General features: G+C 47.8%; 23 protein-coding genes. 15 read left to right on the forward strand and 8 right to left on the reverse strand.

Annotation, left to right across the window (positions count from 1 at the left end):
* Positions 1 to 226 precede the first annotated feature (226 nt).
* The 7 genes from ACXKZD_RS09420 to ACXKZD_RS09450 are packed head-to-tail and all read left to right on the forward strand — an operon-like array spanning position 227 to position 5963.
* Entirely contained in the window at positions 227 to 1234 is a 1008-nt protein-coding gene (locus tag ACXKZD_RS09420; RefSeq protein WP_488982061.1) for a hypothetical protein, read from the forward strand.
* Entirely contained in the window at positions 1231 to 1839 is a 609-nt protein-coding gene (locus ACXKZD_RS09425; RefSeq protein WP_488982062.1) for a phage baseplate protein, read from the forward strand. The genes ACXKZD_RS09420 and ACXKZD_RS09425 overlap by 4 nt, the downstream gene beginning before the upstream one ends.
* The gene (locus tag ACXKZD_RS09430; protein ID WP_488982063.1) at positions 1836 to 2183 is read left to right on the forward strand and encodes a hypothetical protein; all 348 of its coding nucleotides are present in this window, start codon (positions 1836 to 1838) and stop codon (positions 2181 to 2183) included. The genes ACXKZD_RS09425 and ACXKZD_RS09430 overlap by 4 nt, the downstream gene beginning before the upstream one ends.
* Before the next feature lie 59 nt (positions 2184 to 2242).
* On the forward strand, positions 2243 to 3466 hold the full coding sequence (locus ACXKZD_RS09435) for a baseplate J/gp47 family protein (RefSeq protein WP_488982064.1): 1224 nt from the start codon (positions 2243 to 2245) through the stop codon (positions 3464 to 3466).
* Positions 3450 to 4076 (forward strand): hypothetical protein, encoded by a 627-nt coding sequence (locus tag ACXKZD_RS09440; protein WP_488982065.1) that lies wholly within the window; start codon positions 3450 to 3452, stop codon positions 4074 to 4076. The genes ACXKZD_RS09435 and ACXKZD_RS09440 overlap by 17 nt, the downstream gene beginning before the upstream one ends.
* A 44-nt stretch (positions 4077 to 4120) precedes the next feature.
* Positions 4121 to 5524 (forward strand): gp53-like domain-containing protein, encoded by a 1404-nt coding sequence (locus ACXKZD_RS09445; RefSeq protein WP_488982082.1) that lies wholly within the window; start codon positions 4121 to 4123, stop codon positions 5522 to 5524.
* 7 nt (positions 5525 to 5531) lie between these two features.
* A complete protein-coding gene (locus ACXKZD_RS09450; RefSeq protein WP_488982066.1) occupies positions 5532 to 5963 on the forward strand; it encodes a tail fiber assembly protein in 432 nt (143 codons plus the stop codon).
* Between the two features lie 6 nt (positions 5964 to 5969).
* Here the strand turns inward: ACXKZD_RS09450 and ACXKZD_RS09455 are convergent, their stop codons facing one another.
* Positions 5970 to 6722 (reverse strand): glycosyltransferase family 25 protein, encoded by a 753-nt coding sequence (locus tag ACXKZD_RS09455; protein WP_488982067.1) that lies wholly within the window; start codon positions 6720 to 6722, stop codon positions 5970 to 5972.
* 253 nt (positions 6723 to 6975) lie between these two features.
* Between ACXKZD_RS09455 and ACXKZD_RS09460 the strand changes: the two genes are divergently transcribed.
* Positions 6976 to 7164: a hypothetical protein gene (locus tag ACXKZD_RS09460; protein ID WP_488982068.1), complete on the forward strand. Its 189-nt coding sequence runs from the start codon at positions 6976 to 6978 to the stop codon at positions 7162 to 7164.
* Between the two features lie 129 nt (positions 7165 to 7293).
* Here ACXKZD_RS09460 and ACXKZD_RS09465 read toward each other — a convergent pair whose 3' ends face one another.
* Positions 7294 to 8247: a hypothetical protein gene (locus ACXKZD_RS09465; protein WP_488982069.1), complete on the reverse strand. Its 954-nt coding sequence runs from the start codon at positions 8245 to 8247 to the stop codon at positions 7294 to 7296.
* Between the two features lie 3 nt (positions 8248 to 8250).
* On the reverse strand, positions 8251 to 8868 hold the full coding sequence (locus ACXKZD_RS09470; RefSeq protein WP_488982070.1) for a Fe(II)-2OG oxygenase family protein: 618 nt from the start codon (positions 8866 to 8868) through the stop codon (positions 8251 to 8253).
* 440 nt (positions 8869 to 9308) lie between these two features.
* Here ACXKZD_RS09470 and ACXKZD_RS09475 point away from each other — a divergent pair, with 440 nt between their 5' ends.
* From ACXKZD_RS09475 to ACXKZD_RS09485, 3 genes are all read left to right on the forward strand, one after another.
* Positions 9309 to 9515: a DNA polymerase V gene (locus tag ACXKZD_RS09475; RefSeq protein WP_488982071.1), complete on the forward strand. Its 207-nt coding sequence runs from the start codon at positions 9309 to 9311 to the stop codon at positions 9513 to 9515.
* 1 nt (position 9516) lies between these two features.
* Positions 9517 to 9702, forward strand: a complete 186-nt coding sequence (locus ACXKZD_RS09480; RefSeq protein WP_488982072.1) for a S24/S26 family peptidase — start codon at positions 9517 to 9519, stop codon at positions 9700 to 9702.
* 198 nt (positions 9703 to 9900) lie between these two features.
* On the forward strand, positions 9901 to 11046 hold the full coding sequence (locus ACXKZD_RS09485; protein ID WP_488982073.1) for a hypothetical protein: 1146 nt from the start codon (positions 9901 to 9903) through the stop codon (positions 11044 to 11046).
* Positions 11047 to 11823: 777 nt separating this feature from the next.
* On the opposite strand, the gene ACXKZD_RS09490 is transcribed toward ACXKZD_RS09485, so the two are convergent.
* The 3 genes from ACXKZD_RS09490 to ACXKZD_RS09500 form a co-directional block, all read right to left on the reverse strand.
* On the reverse strand, positions 11824 to 11982 hold the full coding sequence (locus ACXKZD_RS09490; RefSeq protein ID WP_010670216.1) for a hypothetical protein: 159 nt from the start codon (positions 11980 to 11982) through the stop codon (positions 11824 to 11826).
* Between the two features lie 690 nt (positions 11983 to 12672).
* A complete protein-coding gene (locus ACXKZD_RS09495) occupies positions 12673 to 12933 on the reverse strand; it encodes a hypothetical protein (protein WP_010670215.1) in 261 nt (86 codons plus the stop codon).
* Positions 12934 to 13146: 213 nt separating this feature from the next.
* Positions 13147 to 13803: an MgtC/SapB family protein gene (locus ACXKZD_RS09500; protein ID WP_010670214.1), complete on the reverse strand. Its 657-nt coding sequence runs from the start codon at positions 13801 to 13803 to the stop codon at positions 13147 to 13149.
* Positions 13804 to 13987: 184 nt separating this feature from the next.
* Here ACXKZD_RS09500 and ACXKZD_RS09505 point away from each other — a divergent pair, with 184 nt between their 5' ends.
* Entirely contained in the window at positions 13988 to 14263 is a 276-nt protein-coding gene (locus ACXKZD_RS09505) for a putative hemolysin (RefSeq protein WP_003853763.1), read from the forward strand.
* Between the two features lie 31 nt (positions 14264 to 14294).
* Here ACXKZD_RS09505 and ACXKZD_RS09510 read toward each other — a convergent pair whose 3' ends face one another.
* Positions 14295 to 15287: a 2-hydroxyacid dehydrogenase gene (locus ACXKZD_RS09510; RefSeq protein ID WP_488982074.1), complete on the reverse strand. Its 993-nt coding sequence runs from the start codon at positions 15285 to 15287 to the stop codon at positions 14295 to 14297.
* A gap of 146 nt (positions 15288 to 15433) precedes the next feature.
* Between ACXKZD_RS09510 and ACXKZD_RS09515 the strand changes: the two genes are divergently transcribed.
* Genes ACXKZD_RS09515 through ACXKZD_RS09525 form a run of 3 tightly spaced genes read left to right on the forward strand, consistent with a single transcriptional unit; the run spans position 15434 to position 18599 of the window.
* Positions 15434 to 18064, forward strand: coding sequence for a YdbH family protein (locus ACXKZD_RS09515; protein WP_488982075.1), 2631 nt, complete (start codon positions 15434 to 15436; stop codon positions 18062 to 18064).
* Entirely contained in the window at positions 18061 to 18249 is a 189-nt protein-coding gene (locus tag ACXKZD_RS09520; RefSeq protein WP_009090058.1) for a YnbE family lipoprotein, read from the forward strand. Before ACXKZD_RS09515 ends, ACXKZD_RS09520 begins: the two co-directional genes overlap by 4 nt.
* A gap of 11 nt (positions 18250 to 18260) precedes the next feature.
* A complete protein-coding gene (locus ACXKZD_RS09525) occupies positions 18261 to 18599 on the forward strand; it encodes a YdbL family probable chaperone protein (RefSeq protein WP_033779117.1) in 339 nt (112 codons plus the stop codon).
* 64 nt (positions 18600 to 18663) lie between these two features.
* On the opposite strand, the gene azoR is transcribed toward ACXKZD_RS09525, so the two are convergent.
* Complete coding sequence (azoR, locus tag ACXKZD_RS09530; protein WP_010244651.1) at positions 18664 to 19263, reverse strand: FMN-dependent NADH-azoreductase; 600 nt, start codon at positions 19261 to 19263, stop codon at positions 18664 to 18666.
* Positions 19264 to 19480 lie beyond the last annotated feature (217 nt).

Raw genomic sequence — 19480 nt, forward strand, 5'->3', positions numbered from 1 at the left:
GTTTACGTTCAGGACGACTGTGGGCGGTGCTCAGGTGTTTGGGTCGGTTCCCTGGAATCATTATGCACGCCGGTATTACCTCCAGCTTAAAGACGGCCAGAACACCGTTATTGCGTACGTCCCTCTTGTGGCATCGCCGGATGGATATGACATTAACCTGGCACTCCCACTCGCATCCGGGAAACTGGTGTTGCGGGACAGTACTCAGCAGTTTGAGGCGACCTGAATGCGCTATTACGAGCTGGACATAACAGATAGCCAGGGAAAGCCTATCGTGGACGCGACCGGTAATCCGATTGGCCCGTTCATCAGCACCGACAGCCCCGGTGGAGCGCTGAACATTATATTCGACATTCTCATCACTTCTCCGGACGTGGCGACTGGCGGAACTATGCTGGCGATTTACGGGCTGCCAATGGCGGCGCTGTCGCAGAGCGTTAACCTTTTCGGGGCCAACGTGACTCTTTACGGAGGATTTTCCGGCGGTCTTCCACTGGAGCGGCCAGAGCAGCAGGGAGTGTTGCTGCAGGGTACGGTTTTCAATCCGTATGGAAACTGGCAGGGCGTTAACCAGTGCCTGAATCTGATTGTCAATCCGGGGCTGCTGATCGACAAAAACGGCAAAACACTTAACATTATGGTCGATGGCAAAAGGGGGGAAGGGCTGGCTGAGGTTGTCACGCGAGCGCTGAGTGATGCCTATCCGGATACGCAACTGGACATACGGATCAGCGACAAGCTGGTTTTGCCGGAGGACTGGAAGGGGGTCTATAACCGGCCGTCACAGCTGGCTATCACCATGAAAAGCGCATCACTCGGTCTGATTAAAGAGGAAGGCTACAGCGGTATCAGCCTGGTAATGCAGAAAGGGATCATTCGGTTTTTCGATAATCTGACCACCAGCAATGCCAGGACAATTAATGCTAATGAGCTGATCGGCCAGCCCACATGGATTGGCATCAACAAAATGTCATTCAAAACACCGCTACGCGGGGATTTCATGGTTGGGGATGTTATTACTCTACCGGACAGCCTGATAAACGGCTCTCAATCTCTGCTTTCCGTAAATTCACCTGCTGCTTTTTCTGCTCAGCGCGACAAACTCAATTTCTCAGGCAAATTTATAATCACCTCCATGCGTCACGTTGGCGAATTTATGAATGGTTCAGGTGAGGCCTGGGTAACCATTTTCGAAGGGATTGGGAAGCTTTCTGCAAAAGGAGATCAGGCGTGAGCAATTCACAAAAATTTCCGTTTCTATCTTCGCTCTCAAACATGACCACCACGCGGATTGAGGATCACACTGCGCTGCAGGGGCGAGCATTGCCGTGTCACGTTGTGAGTGTCCTGGGCGCGATCGTGACCGTTCAGTTTGATGTACTGCCTGGCGCCATCCAGTTGCAGGAGATTACGTTACCGGTGGCAGGGTTCGAATATATCCGCTATCCCATCCGCGTGGGCGATAAGGGCGTAACCGTGCCTGCCGACGTCTCGTTACGCGGCGTGTCGGGGCTTGGTACCGGCATGGCCGATATGTCGCTACCAGCATCCCTTACCGCGCTGTTTTTCGTGCCGCTTGGAAATAGTGAGTGGAGCGCCGAAGACCCCAACAAAATCACGCTACATGGTCCCGCTGGCGCGCTTATTAAAACTACTGACGGCAAGGCAGCAATGGCGATCGATAACGATAAAATCACGTTAACCGTCTCCGGCCAGACGCTGGAATTGTCAGCTGATGGACTGAGGCATAACGGAATTAATGTCGGCTCAACCCATCATCACGATGTTGAAAACGTGAAATCGGGTGAGACTACCAGGACGTCAGGAGATCCAAAATGAGGACGTGGGGGCGGGTGCCGGATGGTAATGGCGGCAAAAAATGGGTGGCGGTTGAATCGGACGCCAGCGGCGATTTTTCATATGGCTGGCTGACGACACTGATTCAGACCCTGAAGCTGGGCCTGGGTGAATCTCCCTTTTACGCGCAATACGGTATTCCTGCGCAGCAGTGCATTGTCAGCCAGGTCTACCCGGATTATTACGTGAACATGGTTCAGCAGCAGTTCGCCGGATATTTTGCCTCACTCACCATCACTAAGGTGAGTGGTGCTGACCGACCATCCTATAACATCAGCGTGATCTTCCGTAATGGGGTTTCATGGCGAGGCGAAGTGGCCGTTTGATCAGACCCTAATCAGCATAGATAAATTGCACCCTGCGGGGTGTTTTTTTTGGAGTGAAAATGTCAGACCTTCCCGTAACAGTAACCCAGGCGGGCGCGCAGCCCACGCCACCCGAAACGCTCTTTGCCAGGTTGATCGAGAACGTATCTGCAGAGGTGCCCGGATATACCGCAAACCTTCCGGCATCCCTCATTACTGATTTGGCCAGTACAGCGGTCGGCGCGCTGGCCCTGATAGACCAGGCGATGGTGGACGCTATCAACTCAGTCACACCATACGGGGCCAACGTGCCGTTACTTGATCAGCTCGGTAATATCTACGGTGCACAGAAAGGAGTTGGCTCTAACACATCCGTTTATGTCATTTTTAAAGGGTTGCCGGGTTTCGTTGTACCAAAAGGGTTTGTGGTCTCAGATGGCAACTATCAGTATACCGTTCAGGCAAATACGGTGATACCGGCATCCGGACAGACGAGTCCGGTTTACTGTCTGGCAACAACCAGCGGGTCGTGGGCAGTGCCGGCTGGCTCTGTTACTCAGATCATTACCTCAGTTCCTGTATCACAGACACTGACGTGTACTAATACCGATCCGGGGCTGCCGGGAAACGATGCGCAGAACAATGCTGAATATCGTGCGCAGGTGATGCAGATGGGCATGGCAACCGTTCAGGGAGTGCCAGATCTTCTGAAGGCGATGCTCACCAAAGTGGAGGGGGTTAAACCCGCACTAATCGCATACAGACAGATTAATCTTTCACAGTGGGCTGTTGTGGTCGGCGGCGGTGATCCCTATGAAGTTGCGCACGCAATATATCAGTCAGTCCCGGATATTTCGGTGTTAACTGGCGATGTTAACGATCCCTCCGGGAATGTGCCAACGGTGGTTACACCGACAATCACCAGTTACCCTGACAGTTATCAGGTGCCGTTTATCGTTCCAATCTCCCAGCAACTGGGGTTGATAATTACCTGGAACGCAACATTGATCGATTTTTCAGATGAAACTATCAGCTCGGCGGTGATCCCGGTTCTGGTTGATTATATTGAGAATATTGCGGTGGGTATGCCTGTCAGTATTTATCGAATAAAAAAACTTTTCCTGACTGCCGTTGCCGGTATTGTTAGCGAAGATAACGTTTCATACATAGATGTTTTAGTAGCAATTAATGGCAAAATAGTTCAACAGGACGAACATACCGGTTTGGTCAGCGGTGATCTGTATGGTTATTTTGATACTGATTCCAGCTTAATAACGGTGAGGCAGTATGAGCCAGCCAGTTGAGAAAATTATTCCCGCCTATCCGTTTGTGCAATACCGTGACGATCCAAACGTAGTGGCATTTTTCAAAGCCTACAACATAATTGCTCAGCAATATCTCGATGCTTTCAACGCGCTTTACCTGCCGTGCTGGACGTCACCGCTGATTAAAGGGTATTTGCTTGACTGGGTAGCCCTGGGGATTTATGGCGTTGAACGGCCATTGTTGCAGACCTCAACCGCGACAATAGCAGAAGGGGCATATAATACTGTCGAATATAACGACATTTACTATGCACATATGAAAAGTTTTCATCCTGGAACATTTCAGCATCTTCCTGATAACTATTTTAAGCGCATTCTCACATGGAACTTTTATAAAGGTGATGGATTCCAGTTTTCCGTTGAGTGGCTCAAACGCAGAATTGCACGCTTTATTCATGGTGAGTCAGGAGTAGATCCGCTTCTGGAAAATACATTTGACGTTAGCGTAACCAGCAAAAATGGAACATTCGCGTTAAAAATTCCTGAATATGGAGATGGTGTAGGCGATTTTCTGGTAAGAGCAATTAATACGCGCCTGGTTAATTTGCCGTTTATTTATACTTATGAAGCGGAGGCAGTCAGCCAATGATTACCGGATTTGGAAATAATGTTGTGTCAGCGCTGGCTGAGAACGTGACGTCTATACAGACAACCCTGACTGTTATGCCGGAACAGGGGGCCATGTTTGCTAAATTGCTGACTACTGACATGGAGAACGACTCAAATCCTCAGAGCGTTTACGCCATATTAACTCTGACCAATACGAGCCAGACCGTAAATGAGATCTGTCACCTGACGGCAGTTAGAGGCGATGTACTGACGGTTGTGCGTGGTCAGGAAGGCACCACGGCCAGGGGCTGGTCACTGAACGATGTTGTCGCTAACTTTGCCACTCGCGGCTCTGAGAACGGTTTCGTCCAGGCGGAGCAGCTTCAGACAGGCCAGTACACTGCCGCGGTCGCCGGAGGCAGTGAGAACGCACTGGCCATCCAACTGCCAGGCACCTTTTTTTTAAATGACTCGACGGATTGGGATTTCAGAACGCCCCTCATCATCACCCCGACGCTGACCAATACCGGCGCAGCCACACTGCAGGTAACGGTTGCAGGCCGGATACTTGGCACGTTTCCGCTGTACAAAGGAAAGAAGGTCGAGCTTGAAGCCGGTGATATTCTTGCTGATGTTCCAATCGCGTGCCTGCTGGATAAAACCAAGTCATTTTTCAGTGTGATGAACCCGGTGAAAGTTTATTCGCTGGGTGATGGGCTCGTTCGAAGCGTGAACAAAGTGCTGCCCGACGAAAAAGGAGCGATTAATTTAACACCTGAGAATATCAGCGCTTATCCATTGGCTGGGGGCGAAGTTGAAGGCGAGGTATGGTCAAACATAGTCAATAATTTTCGTATTGTAAGTGATGAACGTAGCACGTTCTGGCGCTTTGATGGAAATGCGTTGTATCTGATGTTCACGAACGAAGGCGATCCACATGGAGGCTATAACGCCCTACGCCCCCTGATTGCTGATTTTGCTACAGGTAAATTATCTACAGGTCACGATTTTACCGCTGGCGGAACGCTCTATGCAGGGGCGGGGGCATGCTGGATGGCAACTGATGGCAATATCTATGGTTCGGCATGGGGCGGATACCTTAATCAGTGGGTTTTGGCTCAAATTAATGCGCTCAATGTCGCGCTGAATAATCAAATCACTGCCTCGATTAATAGCAATAATAGCGGATGGGTGCTACCAAATTTTCAGTTAAAAAATACCGCTGATCTCGGTGGGGGCTGGGAAAAGGATAGCGCAACTGGTCGCATCAGACAGTGGGGATATTTGAATGCTGGCGCGACGACAGGTTTTTTTCAGGTAAATTTCCCGATCACGTTTCCAAATACCTGCGCAAACGTTCAGGTAACTGTTATTGGAGGGGGTGGCAAACTAGCGGACAATTATGCGACGGCGGGAAACGTAACACAATCTGGCTTTACCTGTGGTCAGGACACGGCCGGATCGTACTGGGAGGCGATAGGATGGTGAGGAATATATGAGCGATATTTATTACAGTGCAACGAATAACGGTTTTTATCATGATGCTTTCAGAGAGGTTTATGAAGCCTCTGCTAATGGCTGGCCTGATGATGCTCAGCAAATAACCGATGAACTATATCGATCGCTGATCGAGGGCCAGGCGAGTGGAAAAATGATAGTAGCTGGTACTAATGGCGCTCCGGTCCTGGCTGATCGTCTGATTGACTGGAGCGCCAGAGCCCAGCAGCAACGCACTGACCTGCTGACTACTGCAAATTCCATGACGGCGGACTGGCGGACTGAACTGGAACTGGGTGTGATTAGCGATCTGGATAGGTCGGCGCTCGTTATGTGGATGGCATATATACGCGCACTGAAATCCCTTGATCTCAGCAGCGTCAAAGATGAGGCGGGATATAACGTGATCGCTTGGCCAGAGAGTCCATAAAAGGCTTTATTTAGATATTTTAAGGAATGGATAAATAAAAGAAGACCAAAGCAGTCGTTTCAACTTAAGTTTGAGTGGGCGGTTTTTTTTGATTCCCGCCCACATTAAACCTTTCTCTTCTTCTAATCTTTTTTTAAAATCATTATCAAATTGTATGGTTGAATTATCGGCATGTGATGTTTTACGAATTACTGGTGGAATAACAGCTTCAACCTTGCAAACTGAATACTCCTTTAGTACCTGCCACTTGTCTGCAACCATCCAGACAGGGTAGAGGAAATTTGCCATTCTAAATGCTGCACTATTGTTTATCACATAACCATGAGAGCAGGCGGCTTCCAATACCTCATATATAAAGTGTTTTTTCCTCTCTGATTTGTGTAAAGGCTTATCAATATATTTAGCTCCCTCTGTCAATAACGTGACGGTAGGGAAGGAAATATTCCTGTCTTCAATTTCCGACATGGCCTCTACTGTTATGTGGTCAATGAGAGCGTCATCCTCTAATATCAGCGCCATCGGTATATTTTCAGAGGCTATTCTTCTATAAATGTTGATATGGCTTAGTGCACAGCCAACTTCGCCACAACTAAGCGCGTAGTTCAGCGGCCTTGTTTCTCTTAAAATGTCTGTATATGAAAGTTCAGAGCCGTCCACGGCCTTTACTATTTCATATTCAAGATTCAAGAGTGATAGTTGTTGCTCAATGCATTTCCGTCGTTCAGTTGAACGAGCTAAATTTATGACGAATATTTTCATGACTCAAATCCCTATGATCCAGTAGTTAAAAATGATTTTCTGAAGTAGAAAATAAACGTCTGATAGGGATTTTTTTTTGACTTTAGTTAATAATGGGTTAAGTCTTATTGCAAAGCTATTGCCAAATGAGAATATTACAAAGAACTTCGTTCATACTGCCTAATCTTGGAACACGTCTCGCATCCTTGAATACTTTCGCTTTATTTTTTCTGTTCAGTCATACCATTAGGACACACATCAATCAGGAGACATTATGGAACAGGAATTCGAAAAACAGGTCTATGACGCAGCATGCATGGCTATGGGAGAGGCTGTATGGCAGCTAGCGGTAAGCGGTGAAATTATATCGCAGGAGGCTATATTAATAAAAGTTTTTGAGTTGTCAGAAATCCAGTTAGGCATAGCTGAAAGTGTTGCGCTTTCAATACTTATAACCATATGAAAGACGAGATTAGTAATTAACTTTTTTAGTATAACGAAGATTTTTTTACTTTTCTGCGTCTAATATGAACTTGTTGGTTAATAACTATCCTGCCATAGCATGGCAGGATAGCAGTGCTAAAATTGAGCATTAATCGTTACTAAAACTCCAGTACCCATGTTCTTCAGCAAATGATGCCATTGCTTCGGAATCACTAGGATCGACCATTTCGTAATAATCTTGAGGGGTATAATGTGTCCTGTTCGTGTAATGATCTGCAACCCCGGCAGCAACCAGTTGGGCATAACCATGCAACTTCAACCCACAAGCCGGACAAGAGAAACTATTTGGGATAACAGATCTCCTGGTTATTATTTCATCACCTTTATTTTCAATCTGCTCTTTTCCAAATTCATTTCCATGAACCGTGGCAGTACAAGCACATGATGGACAAGTAACTTTGTGGTGTTTAATATGAGCAAGCATTTCTCCTTTTTGTTGTGCGAGTACTTTTAATGCTTCTCTCTCATCTGGCGTTTTATCATTAAATACTTTTTCGTACGCTTGAATTTGATCAATCACTTGCTTTTTGACTTGTTTATCTAGCTCGGCAATTATGCCTTGTGCTGCCGTAGCTTCGTCCTCACCAAAAAGCTCTTCTAAGCTTCTATCTTGTGCTAATGATAAGACGTTACAACACTTATAAAATGCTCCAATCCAATGTTGATGTTTGTATTCGACAAATGCAGCAGCGCCCGTGTGAACTTCTTCATTTCTACGTCCTGCCAATGCCATAGCTATCGTAATGTCATCATCATTGAAGTCTGTAATCAATTCTTTGCAAAGTTTTAATACTTGCGAAGTAGATATAGATCTGGCCTGTGAAATCTTAGCGTTGAGATTAAGAGCGGCAAGAAGATTTTTATGATCTCTATCGGGTTCAGCAAGCAGGCATGGGCTGAAGTGTGAGACAGCTGATCGTGAGAGCAGTTCAAGCCCCATAGCGCACCAAAGGCCAAAAACATCAGAATCTCTGTCTTCATTAAAAGCTCTTTGAAAATAAATTTTACTTTTTGACCACAAGGAATCACTATCCCAGCTCATATATTACCTCACGTAGGCTCTAAATATTCTTCTTTTCTCATGCTCGTTGTTAACTCGGCTTCTGCCATGAAGCATATTCCAGTTGTTAAGCACTAAAGCATTTGAACCAGACCAATATAAATTAATTAAATTAATTTCTGAAATGACGTTATTAAAAGCTTCAACAAATTTTCCAGCATGATTATTGGCTGGAAACATTATGTTAGGATCATATCTATATCCTATTTCTCCAGATGAGAGGAAGGTTATAGCTCGGTAATTAGAGCTTTCAAAGGTTTTAACTATAAAAATAGCATCTTTTAAAGCTTTTTTTTCACTTAATGAAAAACGATCTAAGATATCATTCCATGGAAGCATTGTCGTTGGCGCGCTACTCCTGTTGGGTGACCACATTATCAATATTCTTGCGGGAGTAGCCCAAAATGCAGTGTCAGTGTGTAGTGGGAACTTGCCGAAACCAAAATTCTTACTGAAAGAATCCCTTTTGGCATTATTCCCGTCATTTGCAATAACAATGTCGTACTCTTGACCGTTAGGTGTGCAAATCAATTCTCCATGCTTTTTTGCTAACGTTAAAAAGCTTTCAACTGAATTGCATTTTTCAATATTATATTTATTCATAAAATGAGGGCGCTTTCAGATTATAATATCTGCAACTTACTTTAATAGCTGTAAATTCTTAATTGGTTTTGATTTGTTAAAATTGTAATGATTCATCCTAGCATGATTGCAAGTTTGGTCAATGCCTAACAAATGAACTTTTTAAGGTTATACTCATTTTTTTAAAAAAGTTAGTCTTTTTTTTGCTCAATGCTGTACTCCAAGACGTCAAAATGCCTTAAGGAAATTTTTCCATTCTGTATCTTTCATGCTTAAGTCTTGAGATTGGTGACTACAACTTAAACTTGCGAACTCAAAAACCTTGCACCATCAGAACCTTTACAAATTTCAGAACAAGTCTGTCTTGATCAAATGGCTACACTGATAATACTGTTTATTCGTACAGCATCATCAGGACGGAATTTATCATGCCCCGCGACTATGAAATCAAGCACGCATTTATGAACGCTATGAGGCGGGAGCCAAGCCAGGGCGTTATCGTCACTACTCAGGATTTCGTCCACCAACTTGAGCTGCTTAACTGGCATCTCAGCCTGCGTGAGGCTAATCAGTGGATAAAAACCAATATGGTGACGTTCCGCGATGCATCCACGCAGGAGGGTGAGGCGAAAATCTACCGTCAGTTCAACCCGAATGGGGGAATCTGATATGGGGTTTTCATCACCAGCGCAGGACCACATCGAACAGCGCATTGACCTGAACAAAATTCTGATGCCTCATCCGGCCCACATGCTGATGATTGAGACGCTAGCCGGATTCGCTATTGTTGACAGAACTGTCCAAGGTAAGACTGGCGACAAAGTAGCCTTCCTGCTTGGAGATTATTCTCAATAAGGGAGATTGTTAAGAATGTTGATTGTCACCCAAGACAGCAAGATGATCGATGCAGAGGGGCTTGAAGGGATTATCATGCTGGGAAAGGTTACTGCCACCATTGTGGCCGTGTATGAGTCATTATAGTTATTCTATAACGCTTTCTTTTGGAGTCTTATTTACATAGAATAAAATGATGTAAAATATAGGAGGTATTCTATGCAATATGACCCCCCCGAAGAAAAAAAAGTTAATGAAACTGAAGAAGAAAAGGTCAATGATGAAACCCGGAATGTTAAAGAAAATATTGAGTCCGATGATGTCAAACATCGGGTTTCGAATAAGATTTCTATAATATTTGGAGTTTTTGCTTTTCTCATAGCACTTGGTTTTATTTGTTATTTCTCTTTTCTCGCTGGTAAAAAAATGGGTTATGAGGGTGCTAATACCTCAAATTTATTCATCCCTATAATATTGAGTCTAGCAGGCGTTATCTTACTATTTGTCATGACGAATTTTCTTGATAAAAGTAATAAATACATTAAGCCCAAAGTAAGTGATTCAAGCACTCCGAACACTATTTTAAAGCATGCCAGTTCTGAAGCGTCGTCTATGGTGAAAACTTTTGTTGCTTCAGTTGAATTATTAGCATCCTTATTTTCCAGAGACATTCAAAAAAGCCCTATGGAAAATGATGATTTTATTAAGGCTTCAACAGACAGGGAGAAAATAACACGGCAAGTTATTGAAGAGCTTGAAGAAAAGACAAAAGAGTATATTATTTCCAATTCGATTGATAACATAAGAAATGATGCAGGTTATTTATCTAAAGAAAAATACAAAAATGAACTATTCAATAAAATATCTTTTAGATTGGAGGGGGAAATATCATCTCAGTCTAGGCGGGGAGTTTTTAATTTATCAGCTGGTATTATAACGGCAGGGATTGGTATTTATTTTTTGTATAGTCTTCTAACCGAATATACTGAATCTAAAGATTATATTAACTTGGTTTCACATTTCATACCACGAGTTTCTTTAGTAATTCTAATTGAGGTGTTCGCATACTTTTTCCTTAATCTCTACAAAAGAAGTTTGGATGAGATAAAATATTTTCAAAACGAGCTTACTAATATAGAAATGAAGTATATGGCCTTAAAGACTGCTGCAGATATTAACAGTGATAATGTTAATGAGCATTTAGTAAAGGTAATGATAGAAACTGAAAGAAATAGGTTTTTGAAAAAGAATGAAACCACTGTGGAACTTGAGCAGTATAAACTGGATAAAATAAACAATGCCAATGTTTTAAGTAAAGCTTTCGAAATATTAGGGCAGGCAAGTAATAAAGAAAAAAATAATTGATAAACTAAGTATTTAGTGTTTTAAATTTAAGCTTGGCATTTTGAAATATGATGGATTTGTGGCCGCTGGCACAATTAAAATAATGTTTGAAATACAAGTCATTCCATGTTGGTTTAGATGACTTAATTACAAGTTGTAATAAAATGCGTACAAAAGGCTTTGTAGTGAAGAAAATATATAGTTATTAATAATTAGCTTATAATGGTGAGCATTTGTTAAATTACACGCGAGATCACGAAAATTTGGCCTAGACATAACTCTCTTTAGGGGGCAAAAACAGGGGCAGATTTAGTGAAAAGGGGCAAAAAAAGGGCATGAAAAATGTAGCTTAGCGTTAGTTGGCGTACATAAGAACATGATGTAATTTAATGATTCAAAAAGAAAACTATTGTTTTCAGTAAGGTGGCATCGTTAATGCTTTACCTTGAGGTTGTACTGTTCTTTCTTGTCAACCGTTTGATTATCTTGCATTTTTACCTATCTCAAAATCCAGAAAGCGTAGCTAAAGGGCAAATTGCCGTGCGCGTTCAGCCAGACACTTCACTGCGGTGTCACGAATATGCAGCGTATGGTACGGATTGTTGCCGCGAATGCCAGTACTGGAGTGAAGTAATCAGCGGATAGCCGCCCGGGGAGTCCGGCAGAGACTACCCGTTAAGGGGGCAGCGACATAAATCGATGCGGCGGTACTCAGTGAAAAATGAGGGCAGGCCTTACCAGGTCATTACCCAAAAATTGCGGGCTGATGTGTCACGGATAGCGTTCAACTATACGATGTCAGCTGGCTGGCACATCTTTCCACTGGCAATCGATTTCATCATTGTGCGCAGAACAGGATGGCAGTGATGCCTGGTAAGCATCAGCCCGCGCATTCTCTTTTTTTGCCGCACAACCCGCAGTCATAAAAATGATTGAGATAATTAACAGATATTTCATCAGAGCGACCAGTAAGCAAAAAAAAGAGCATGCACCGCTATTAATCAATCATGCATAAACGGAGTCCTGTTTATGCTTATCTGATTTGAAAATTCTATTTGAATTGTTGCTATAAATCTGCAGGGAGTTAAATATCCTGATGCACTGTTAAATTTATTGACGCCTGAATCTGAAAAACGCTGCTGTTGAATATGCGTTGACACTGCCGGGTTATAATTGGGAATACGTAAGATGCACAGGCATCACTGTTTTTTTGTATCCCATTAAATGTGAATCGATTTTACTGGCACATATCGCCACGTCCAAAGCTGTTGCTTTTCAAAACAGACGGGTGAAATTAAAGCCATTAAAGTGAATGTGAAAATTAAAAAGGGCGGCTTTAATTTTTACACTCATAACTGTTTTTCCTGAGAGACCAGCTGTGACTTCATCGTTCCGCACATCATGGTAATGCGGGCAGCGAAACAAATCGTTAAATTGCTGGCTATATATGTGAATAAGGACGGAGCAAACTTTAAATTCGATGAGACATCCGGTAAACACTCACGATATAAAAAATTATGGTGTCCGATTTATATTGACGCTGATACTCTTTTTACTCTGCTATGTTGCAGTCATGTATTGCGGCGTTTTGTTGCTGGTAAACCGACACGGATTACTGCATTTCCTGCTGCACTGAATTTATTATTGCTAGCCACAGGCTTTAAAAATCCAGCGATAAGCATGATGTAAAAAATGTCTGAGCACTTCCAGCAAACTTTCAGCGCCTTCCCCCACCAGACACTGTCCGGTCTCAAGCGCATTATTTACGGAATTACGATGATCCAGGATCATCATGATGGTCATAGCGCCCGCAATCAGCGTAAAGATAAGCATGCTCAGTACCGGCCAGCTACTTTTACGTACAGAAGCGGACAGGGTTTCGTCACGATGGTCAGAGTTCTGGCGCATTTTTCACCATATAAATTGTTACCTTAATAAACAATCACGGATTATGACATTAATTCCCGGCGGGCTCTATATCTCAGGTCAGGCTGCATGATTCTGATAATAGATGAATCTGATGGAGAGGGCAGAAGGCAGTGCGTACCGATAACTCCCTTCTGCAACATCCTGGCGCTGACCGGCCTGTGTTCAGCAGGAATGATCTTTATGGAAAGGAATTTACATCATCTCCAGCGACTGAACTCCTTTGATCTCCATGACCTTATCGTAGAGGTGAGCATCGTTTGATTTGCGGGACAGCGTTACCTGAACGCTGAGCTCACACAGACCACTCTCCTCATCCCGATTAATCACCGTCACATTGCCATAGCGAATGCCTTCCCGCTGCATGACCAGCAGCACCAGCGGCACACTTTTGGGCTTAAGAAAAACCAGCAGCGTATGATGTTTACCGATGAGAAAATGGCTCAGGCGGCGGAAGACTTCCAGCACCACCAGCGCCAGCACCGTGCCATAAATGCCGATCTCATACATGCCGCTGCCAATCACCAGACCAATCGCCGCAGTCACCCATAATCCCGCCGCCGTGGTTAAGCCTTTCACCACCTGCTTCTGAATCATAATGGTGCCTGCGCCAAGGAAACCCATGCCGCTGACTACCTGGGCAGCAATACGGCTGGGATCCAGTGCCACATGCTCACTATTGAGCATATCGGCGAAGCCATATTTCGATACCAGCATAAACATCGCACTGCCGATACCGACCAGAATATGGGTACGCAGTCCCGCTTCTTTGGCCCGCATCTGGCGCTCCATGCCGATCAGGCCGCCGAGAATACCGGCCAGCGCTATGCGAATTAACATATCCATTAACATGGCTTTACTCCGAATTAATAAGGGCCGAAAAAGGGTGACAGTTCAGCGATAACAGGTAAACAAGATAATTCTGCTTGCAAATGACGCCGGAGAATTTTGTAAAAAGCTGTTTCACCTCTCGACCCGTTGTGCTGCCTGACATATGCTGATCCAGCCTTTTCCCCCACTTCCCGGAGTCCGACTGATGAAAGCAGCCACCTTTTTGCTGGCCGGTGCCGCGTTATTACTCTCTGCCTGCAGCAGCAACAGTGATGATAACGAGCCACCGCAACAAGCCACCGCCGCCCACATCCAGCCACGGGTGGTGATGTCTTCCCTTGCAGAAAGCACCTGTTCGAATGCGGGCGGAACGCTGGCATTTTCGCATCAGCTGGATGGCTCAAGAGTGGGGATGTGTCAGTTAGTCAATGGCCGTCGCTGTGATGAGCAGGCGTTAATTGGCGGGAATTGCGCGCGCTGATGATCAGGCCGGATTGCTCCGGCCCGCACAGTCAGGCAGAGAGCCGGTTCGGGCAGTTTTCACCCCGGTCGAGCTGGCTGAGATTATTCAGTGTCGTTTCAGAAATGGCGGTCAGCGCTTCGGCGGTTAAAAACGCCTGATGGCCGGTGAACAACACGTTATGGCACGCCGACAGACGGCGGAACACATCGTCCTGAATCACATCATTCGACTTATCTTCAAAGAACAGATCACGTTCATTCTCATAAACATCCATGCCGAGCGCGCCGATTTTCTGCTGTTTCAGCGCGTCAATCGCTGCCTGTGAATCAATCAGACCACCACGACTGGTGTTGATAACCATCACCCCATCACGCATCTGTTTAAACGCATCGGCGTTGAGCAGATGATGATTCTCCGGCGTCAGCGGACAGTGCAGGGTAATGACGTGGGATTCAGCAAACAGCGTCTTCAGATCGACATATTCCGCGCCCAGTTCCAGCGCCTGCTCACTCGGGTAGGGATCATACGCCAGCAGCCGCATACCAAAACCTTTCAGAATCCGCATCGTCGCGATCCCGATTTTACCGGTACCGATAACACCCGCGGTTTTGTTATGCATGTTAAAACCGGTCAGGCCGTCGAGCGAAAAGTTTGCGTCACGGGTACGCTGATAAGCGCGATGAATACGGCGATTCAGGGTCATCATCAGGCCGATAGTATGTTCAGCGACCGCTTCCGGTGAGTAGGCCGGCACGCGCACCACTTCCAGACCCAGCTCTTTTGCAGCAGCCAGATCAACATTATTGAAACCGGCACAGCGCAGCGCGATATATTTCACACCCAGCCCGGCCAGCTCTTCCAGCACCGGGCGACTGCCGTCATCGTTTACAAAGATACAGACGGCATCGCAACCCACAGCGGTTTTGGCGGTGCTTTCAGAGAGTAAAAAGTCAAAAAACACCAGTTCAAAGCCGTACTGCTGATTGACCTGCTCAAGGTATTTCTGATCGTAATGTTTGGTGCTGTAAACCGCGATTTTCATCGTTGTGCTCCTGCAGAGGTGATAGAGCAAGGATAACGTTTTCTGACTGACTTTGCTGAAACAGCTGACTTGTGTCCGGCGCAGACCTTCACCTCTGGCAGATTACATGCCATCATCGTTGTCAGGATACTGTAAGGAAAAGGATTATGGCTTTTATGCCACGGATGTTCCGGCGACGGCTGGCCGCCATTCTGGCGCTGATTCTGCTGCTGCTCGGCCTGATCTTGACTGTCACGCAATGGCTGCCGCGGCTGGTCGGCATCTGGCTACCTGAAGATACCCGCATTGAGCTGTCGGGCGCACCGCGCTGGCGGGAGGGTGGCCTGTGGTTGCCACAACTTCGTTATCTCGCAGGGGATTGCTCCCTGGCAACGGTAAAGGCGGTGTCACTGGGCTGGCATCAGTCGCGCTGGAAACTGAATGCGTCAGAGCTGACGCTGGATAGCACCTGCCTGCAAAAATTACCGGCCAGTGATGGCAGCACGGCAGCCCCCAAAACGCTGGCCGAATGGCAGGCAATGCTGCCTGGCGCCGACGTTCATCTGGGCAAATTAATTGTTACGCCGTGGCAGACGTATGCGGGCGCGCTGGATCTGACGCTGGAAAAAGATCGTCAGCAACTCAGTTATCAGGGCGATAATCTGCAGCTGGCGGCAACGCTGACCGGTCAGCAGCTCGCTATCACTCGCCTGACGCTCACCCATCCTGCACTTCCTGAACCCGTCACGCTGAGTGGTCATCTGGCGTTACCCACCTTTGCCACTGATCTGCCGGTGAACGGCGAGGTGACCGGACAGCTGGCGCTGGACGCGCTGCCGCATCCCCTGAAGCTGACGCTTAACTGGCAGCAGCAGCAGGGCGAGCTACGCGTGGCAATGGCCGAAGTGACCCGGCCGCTTCTCAGACTGCCGTGGCAGATCAGCCGCGATCAGATTCGGATTGAAAAGGGCGAATACTTCTGGCCGCTGGAGGCTCAGCCGCTATCAGGGTTTGTTAACCTGACGCTGGATAACTGGCAGTCTGGCCTTGAAAGTAGCCAGATTAGCGGTCGCGTTAACCTGCTGACCCAGGGACGCGGCGGCAAGGGCAACGTGGTGCTCGGCGTCGGGCCCGGCAATCTCAGCCTGACCAACAGCAACCTGCCGTTTCAGCTAACCGGCGAAAGCAAGCTGGCCGACCTGCAACTTTACGGCTCCATTCCGGGCGTGCTCAGCGGCTCGATCCTCGATCCTCAACTGGTGCTGCAACCTAAATCGCTGCTGCGCCTGCGGGGCCGGTTGCTGTCAACGCTGGAAGTGGACGAAGCGCGCTGGCCGCTGGCGGGCGTACGACTCTCCTCGCAGGGTATTGATGGCCGCCTGCAGGCCATTCTGAATGCGCACGATGCCAGTTTTGGCCGCTTCCGGTTGCATCTCGATGGCCGCGCCAATGATTTCTGGCCCGATAAGGGCGAATGGAACTGGCGCTACTGGGGAGGTGGCGAGATGCTGCCGCTGCAGGCGCGCTGGGATGTTAAAGGCACGGGCGGCTGGCACGACACCCTGATCCATCTGGATACCTTGTCCACCGGTTTTAATCAGCTGGCGTATGGCAGTGTCAACGTTGCAAAACCGCGTCTGACACTGACTAAACCGGTAAACTGGCAGCGCGATGCGGCGCATCCGGCGTTCAATGGGCATTTCCGCCTGCAGGCAGGAGAGACCCGCTTCAGCTATGGCGGACATCTGGCAGACTCCACGCTCGACTTTGAGGCTGAAGGTCGTGATCCCGGCTATTTTATCTGGCGAGGCAGTTTACAGGCGGGCAAGGTTGGCCCGCTGCGGGTTAACGGCCGCTGGGATGGCGAACGGCTGCGCGGCCAGGCCTGGTGGCCGGCACAGTCGCTGACGGTGTTTCAGCCGTTGCTCAGCCCCGACATGAAAATGCAGATCCAGGGCGGCCGTTTGCAGGCACAGGTCGCTTTTTCCGCCGCAAGTGAACAGGGTTTCCAGGCGGGAGGCCACTGGACGGTAAAACAGGGCAGCATCTGGACGCCCGACAGCCAGGTTAACGGTATCGACTTCTCGCTGCCGTTCAGATTCCATGAGCAGCAATGGCAATTTGGTCAGCATGGCCCGGTATCACTGCGCATTGCCGAGGTTAAGAACCAGTTTGCGATGCAGAATATTCGCGCTGACCTGCAGGGTAACTGGCCGTGGTCCGAACAGGCGCCGCTGACGTTGCAGGATGTCAGCCTTGATCTGCTGGGCGGACAAATTACGCTGCCCGCTTTGCGCATGCCACAGCATGAGCCAGCCCGGGTGTCGCTGCGCAATATCAGCCTCAGCGAGCTGGTGACGGCGCTGAAACCTAAACAGTTTGCCATGTCGGGCAAGGTCAACGGTGAGCTGCCGCTGTGGCTCAATAATCCACACTGGCTGGTGGAGAAAGGGTGGATTGCCAACAGCGGTCCGCTGACCTTCCGGCTGGATAAAGATATGGCGGATGCGATTACCCGCAATAACGTGGCGACGGGCGCCGCGCTGGACTGGTTACGCTATATGGAAGTCTCCCGCAGCTGGGCCACGATCAATCTGGATAATCTTGGCGACCTCACCATGGAGGCGCAGGTGCAGGGCGTCAGCCAGTTCAGTAACCGTCGTCAGACGGTTAATCTCAACTATCATCATCAGGAAAACCTGTTTCAGCTCTGGCGCAGCCTGCGCTTTGGCGATAATTTGCAATCCTGGTTAGAGCAACATGCGAATTTGCCATCCAACAAGGACACTTCACCATGAGCCTGAGGGCACTACTGGTTCTGGCAGCCGGACTGCTGAGCATCGGCTGCGTGCCGCGCATTGAAGTCACGGCACCTAAAGATCCCATCACCATCAACATGAACGTGAAAATCGAACATGAGATCCACATCAAAGTCGATAAAGACGTGGAAGCGCTATTGAAAAACCAGAGCGGTCTGTTCTGAGGAGAGCAACGATGAAACGCATAAGCGCGGTGCTGTTCCTCGCCCTGACGATGGCGCAGCCTGCCTGGGCACTAACGCTGGATCAGGCGCGGCAATCGGGGCGGGCAGGTGAAACGCTCTCCGGCTATCTGGCGGCACGTGCGCAGGATAGTGAAACGCTGGCGCTGGTGCAGCGTATTAATGCCGGACGTCAGCAGGAGTATCAGCGACTGGCAGAACAGAATAATCTCTCCACGGCCGATGTCGCCAGTATTGCCGGACAGAAGCTGGTGAGCCGTGCGGCAGCGGGGGAATATGTGCGCGGCATTAACGGTCAGTGGCTGAGAAAAGCGGCAGAGAGCAGTCAGTAACCGGCGAAAAAAAACCGGGCGCATGGCCCGGTCTTTTACAGCGTCATCCTGAGATGAGTGAGACTTATGCCGTCACGATCTGCTTGATAGCGTCTTTCGCTTCAGCGGTCGCTTTGCTGGCCACTTCCGGACCGTAAGCGATGCCTTCAGCAAACACGAACTCAACGTCAGTGATGCCGATGAAGCCCAGGAACAGCTTGACGTAAGGGGTCAGCAGGTCAGTAGGGGTATCTTTGTGGATGCCGCCACGGCTGGAGATAACGACTGCCGTTTTGCCTTTAACCAGACCTTCCGGGCCTGCTTCTGTGTAGCGGAACGTCACGCCAGCACGGGCAATCAGGTCGAAATAGTTTTTCAGCTGCGTCGGGATGTTGAAGTTGTACATTGGCGCGGCAATCACCACTTCATCATGAGCCTGCAGTTCTGCAATCAGTTCATCAGACAGGTCCAGAGCCTCCTGCTGACGAGGTGACAGCGGGGTATCAGAGGGACGCATTGCACCCACTAACTCGCCATCCAGTACCGGGATCGGGTTAGCCGCCAGGTCACGTACGGTAACCTCTTTACCCTGGGCCTTTGCCTGTTCGATGTAGAAGTCAGCGAGCTGGCTTGATTGTGAGTAGCCTGCAAGAATGCTTGATTTCAGAACTAAAACTTTGCTCATGGTGGTTTCCTGTCTGTTACGCGGAAGACTTTCCGCTCAATGGTTTACACTCTACGGTTATCGATGGCGCGGTGAAAGCGCAATATTTCGAGACCCATGTTCGAATTTATTGAATAAGCGTAACCGGGGTCAGCCGCCGGAACAGTTCAGAATGTGCTATGATGCGCGCAATTATTTTTTATTGAATCAGCTGGTTATCCCGGCTTGCAGGGCGCTG

This window comes from Pantoea sp. ABR1s (assembly GCF_057812235.1).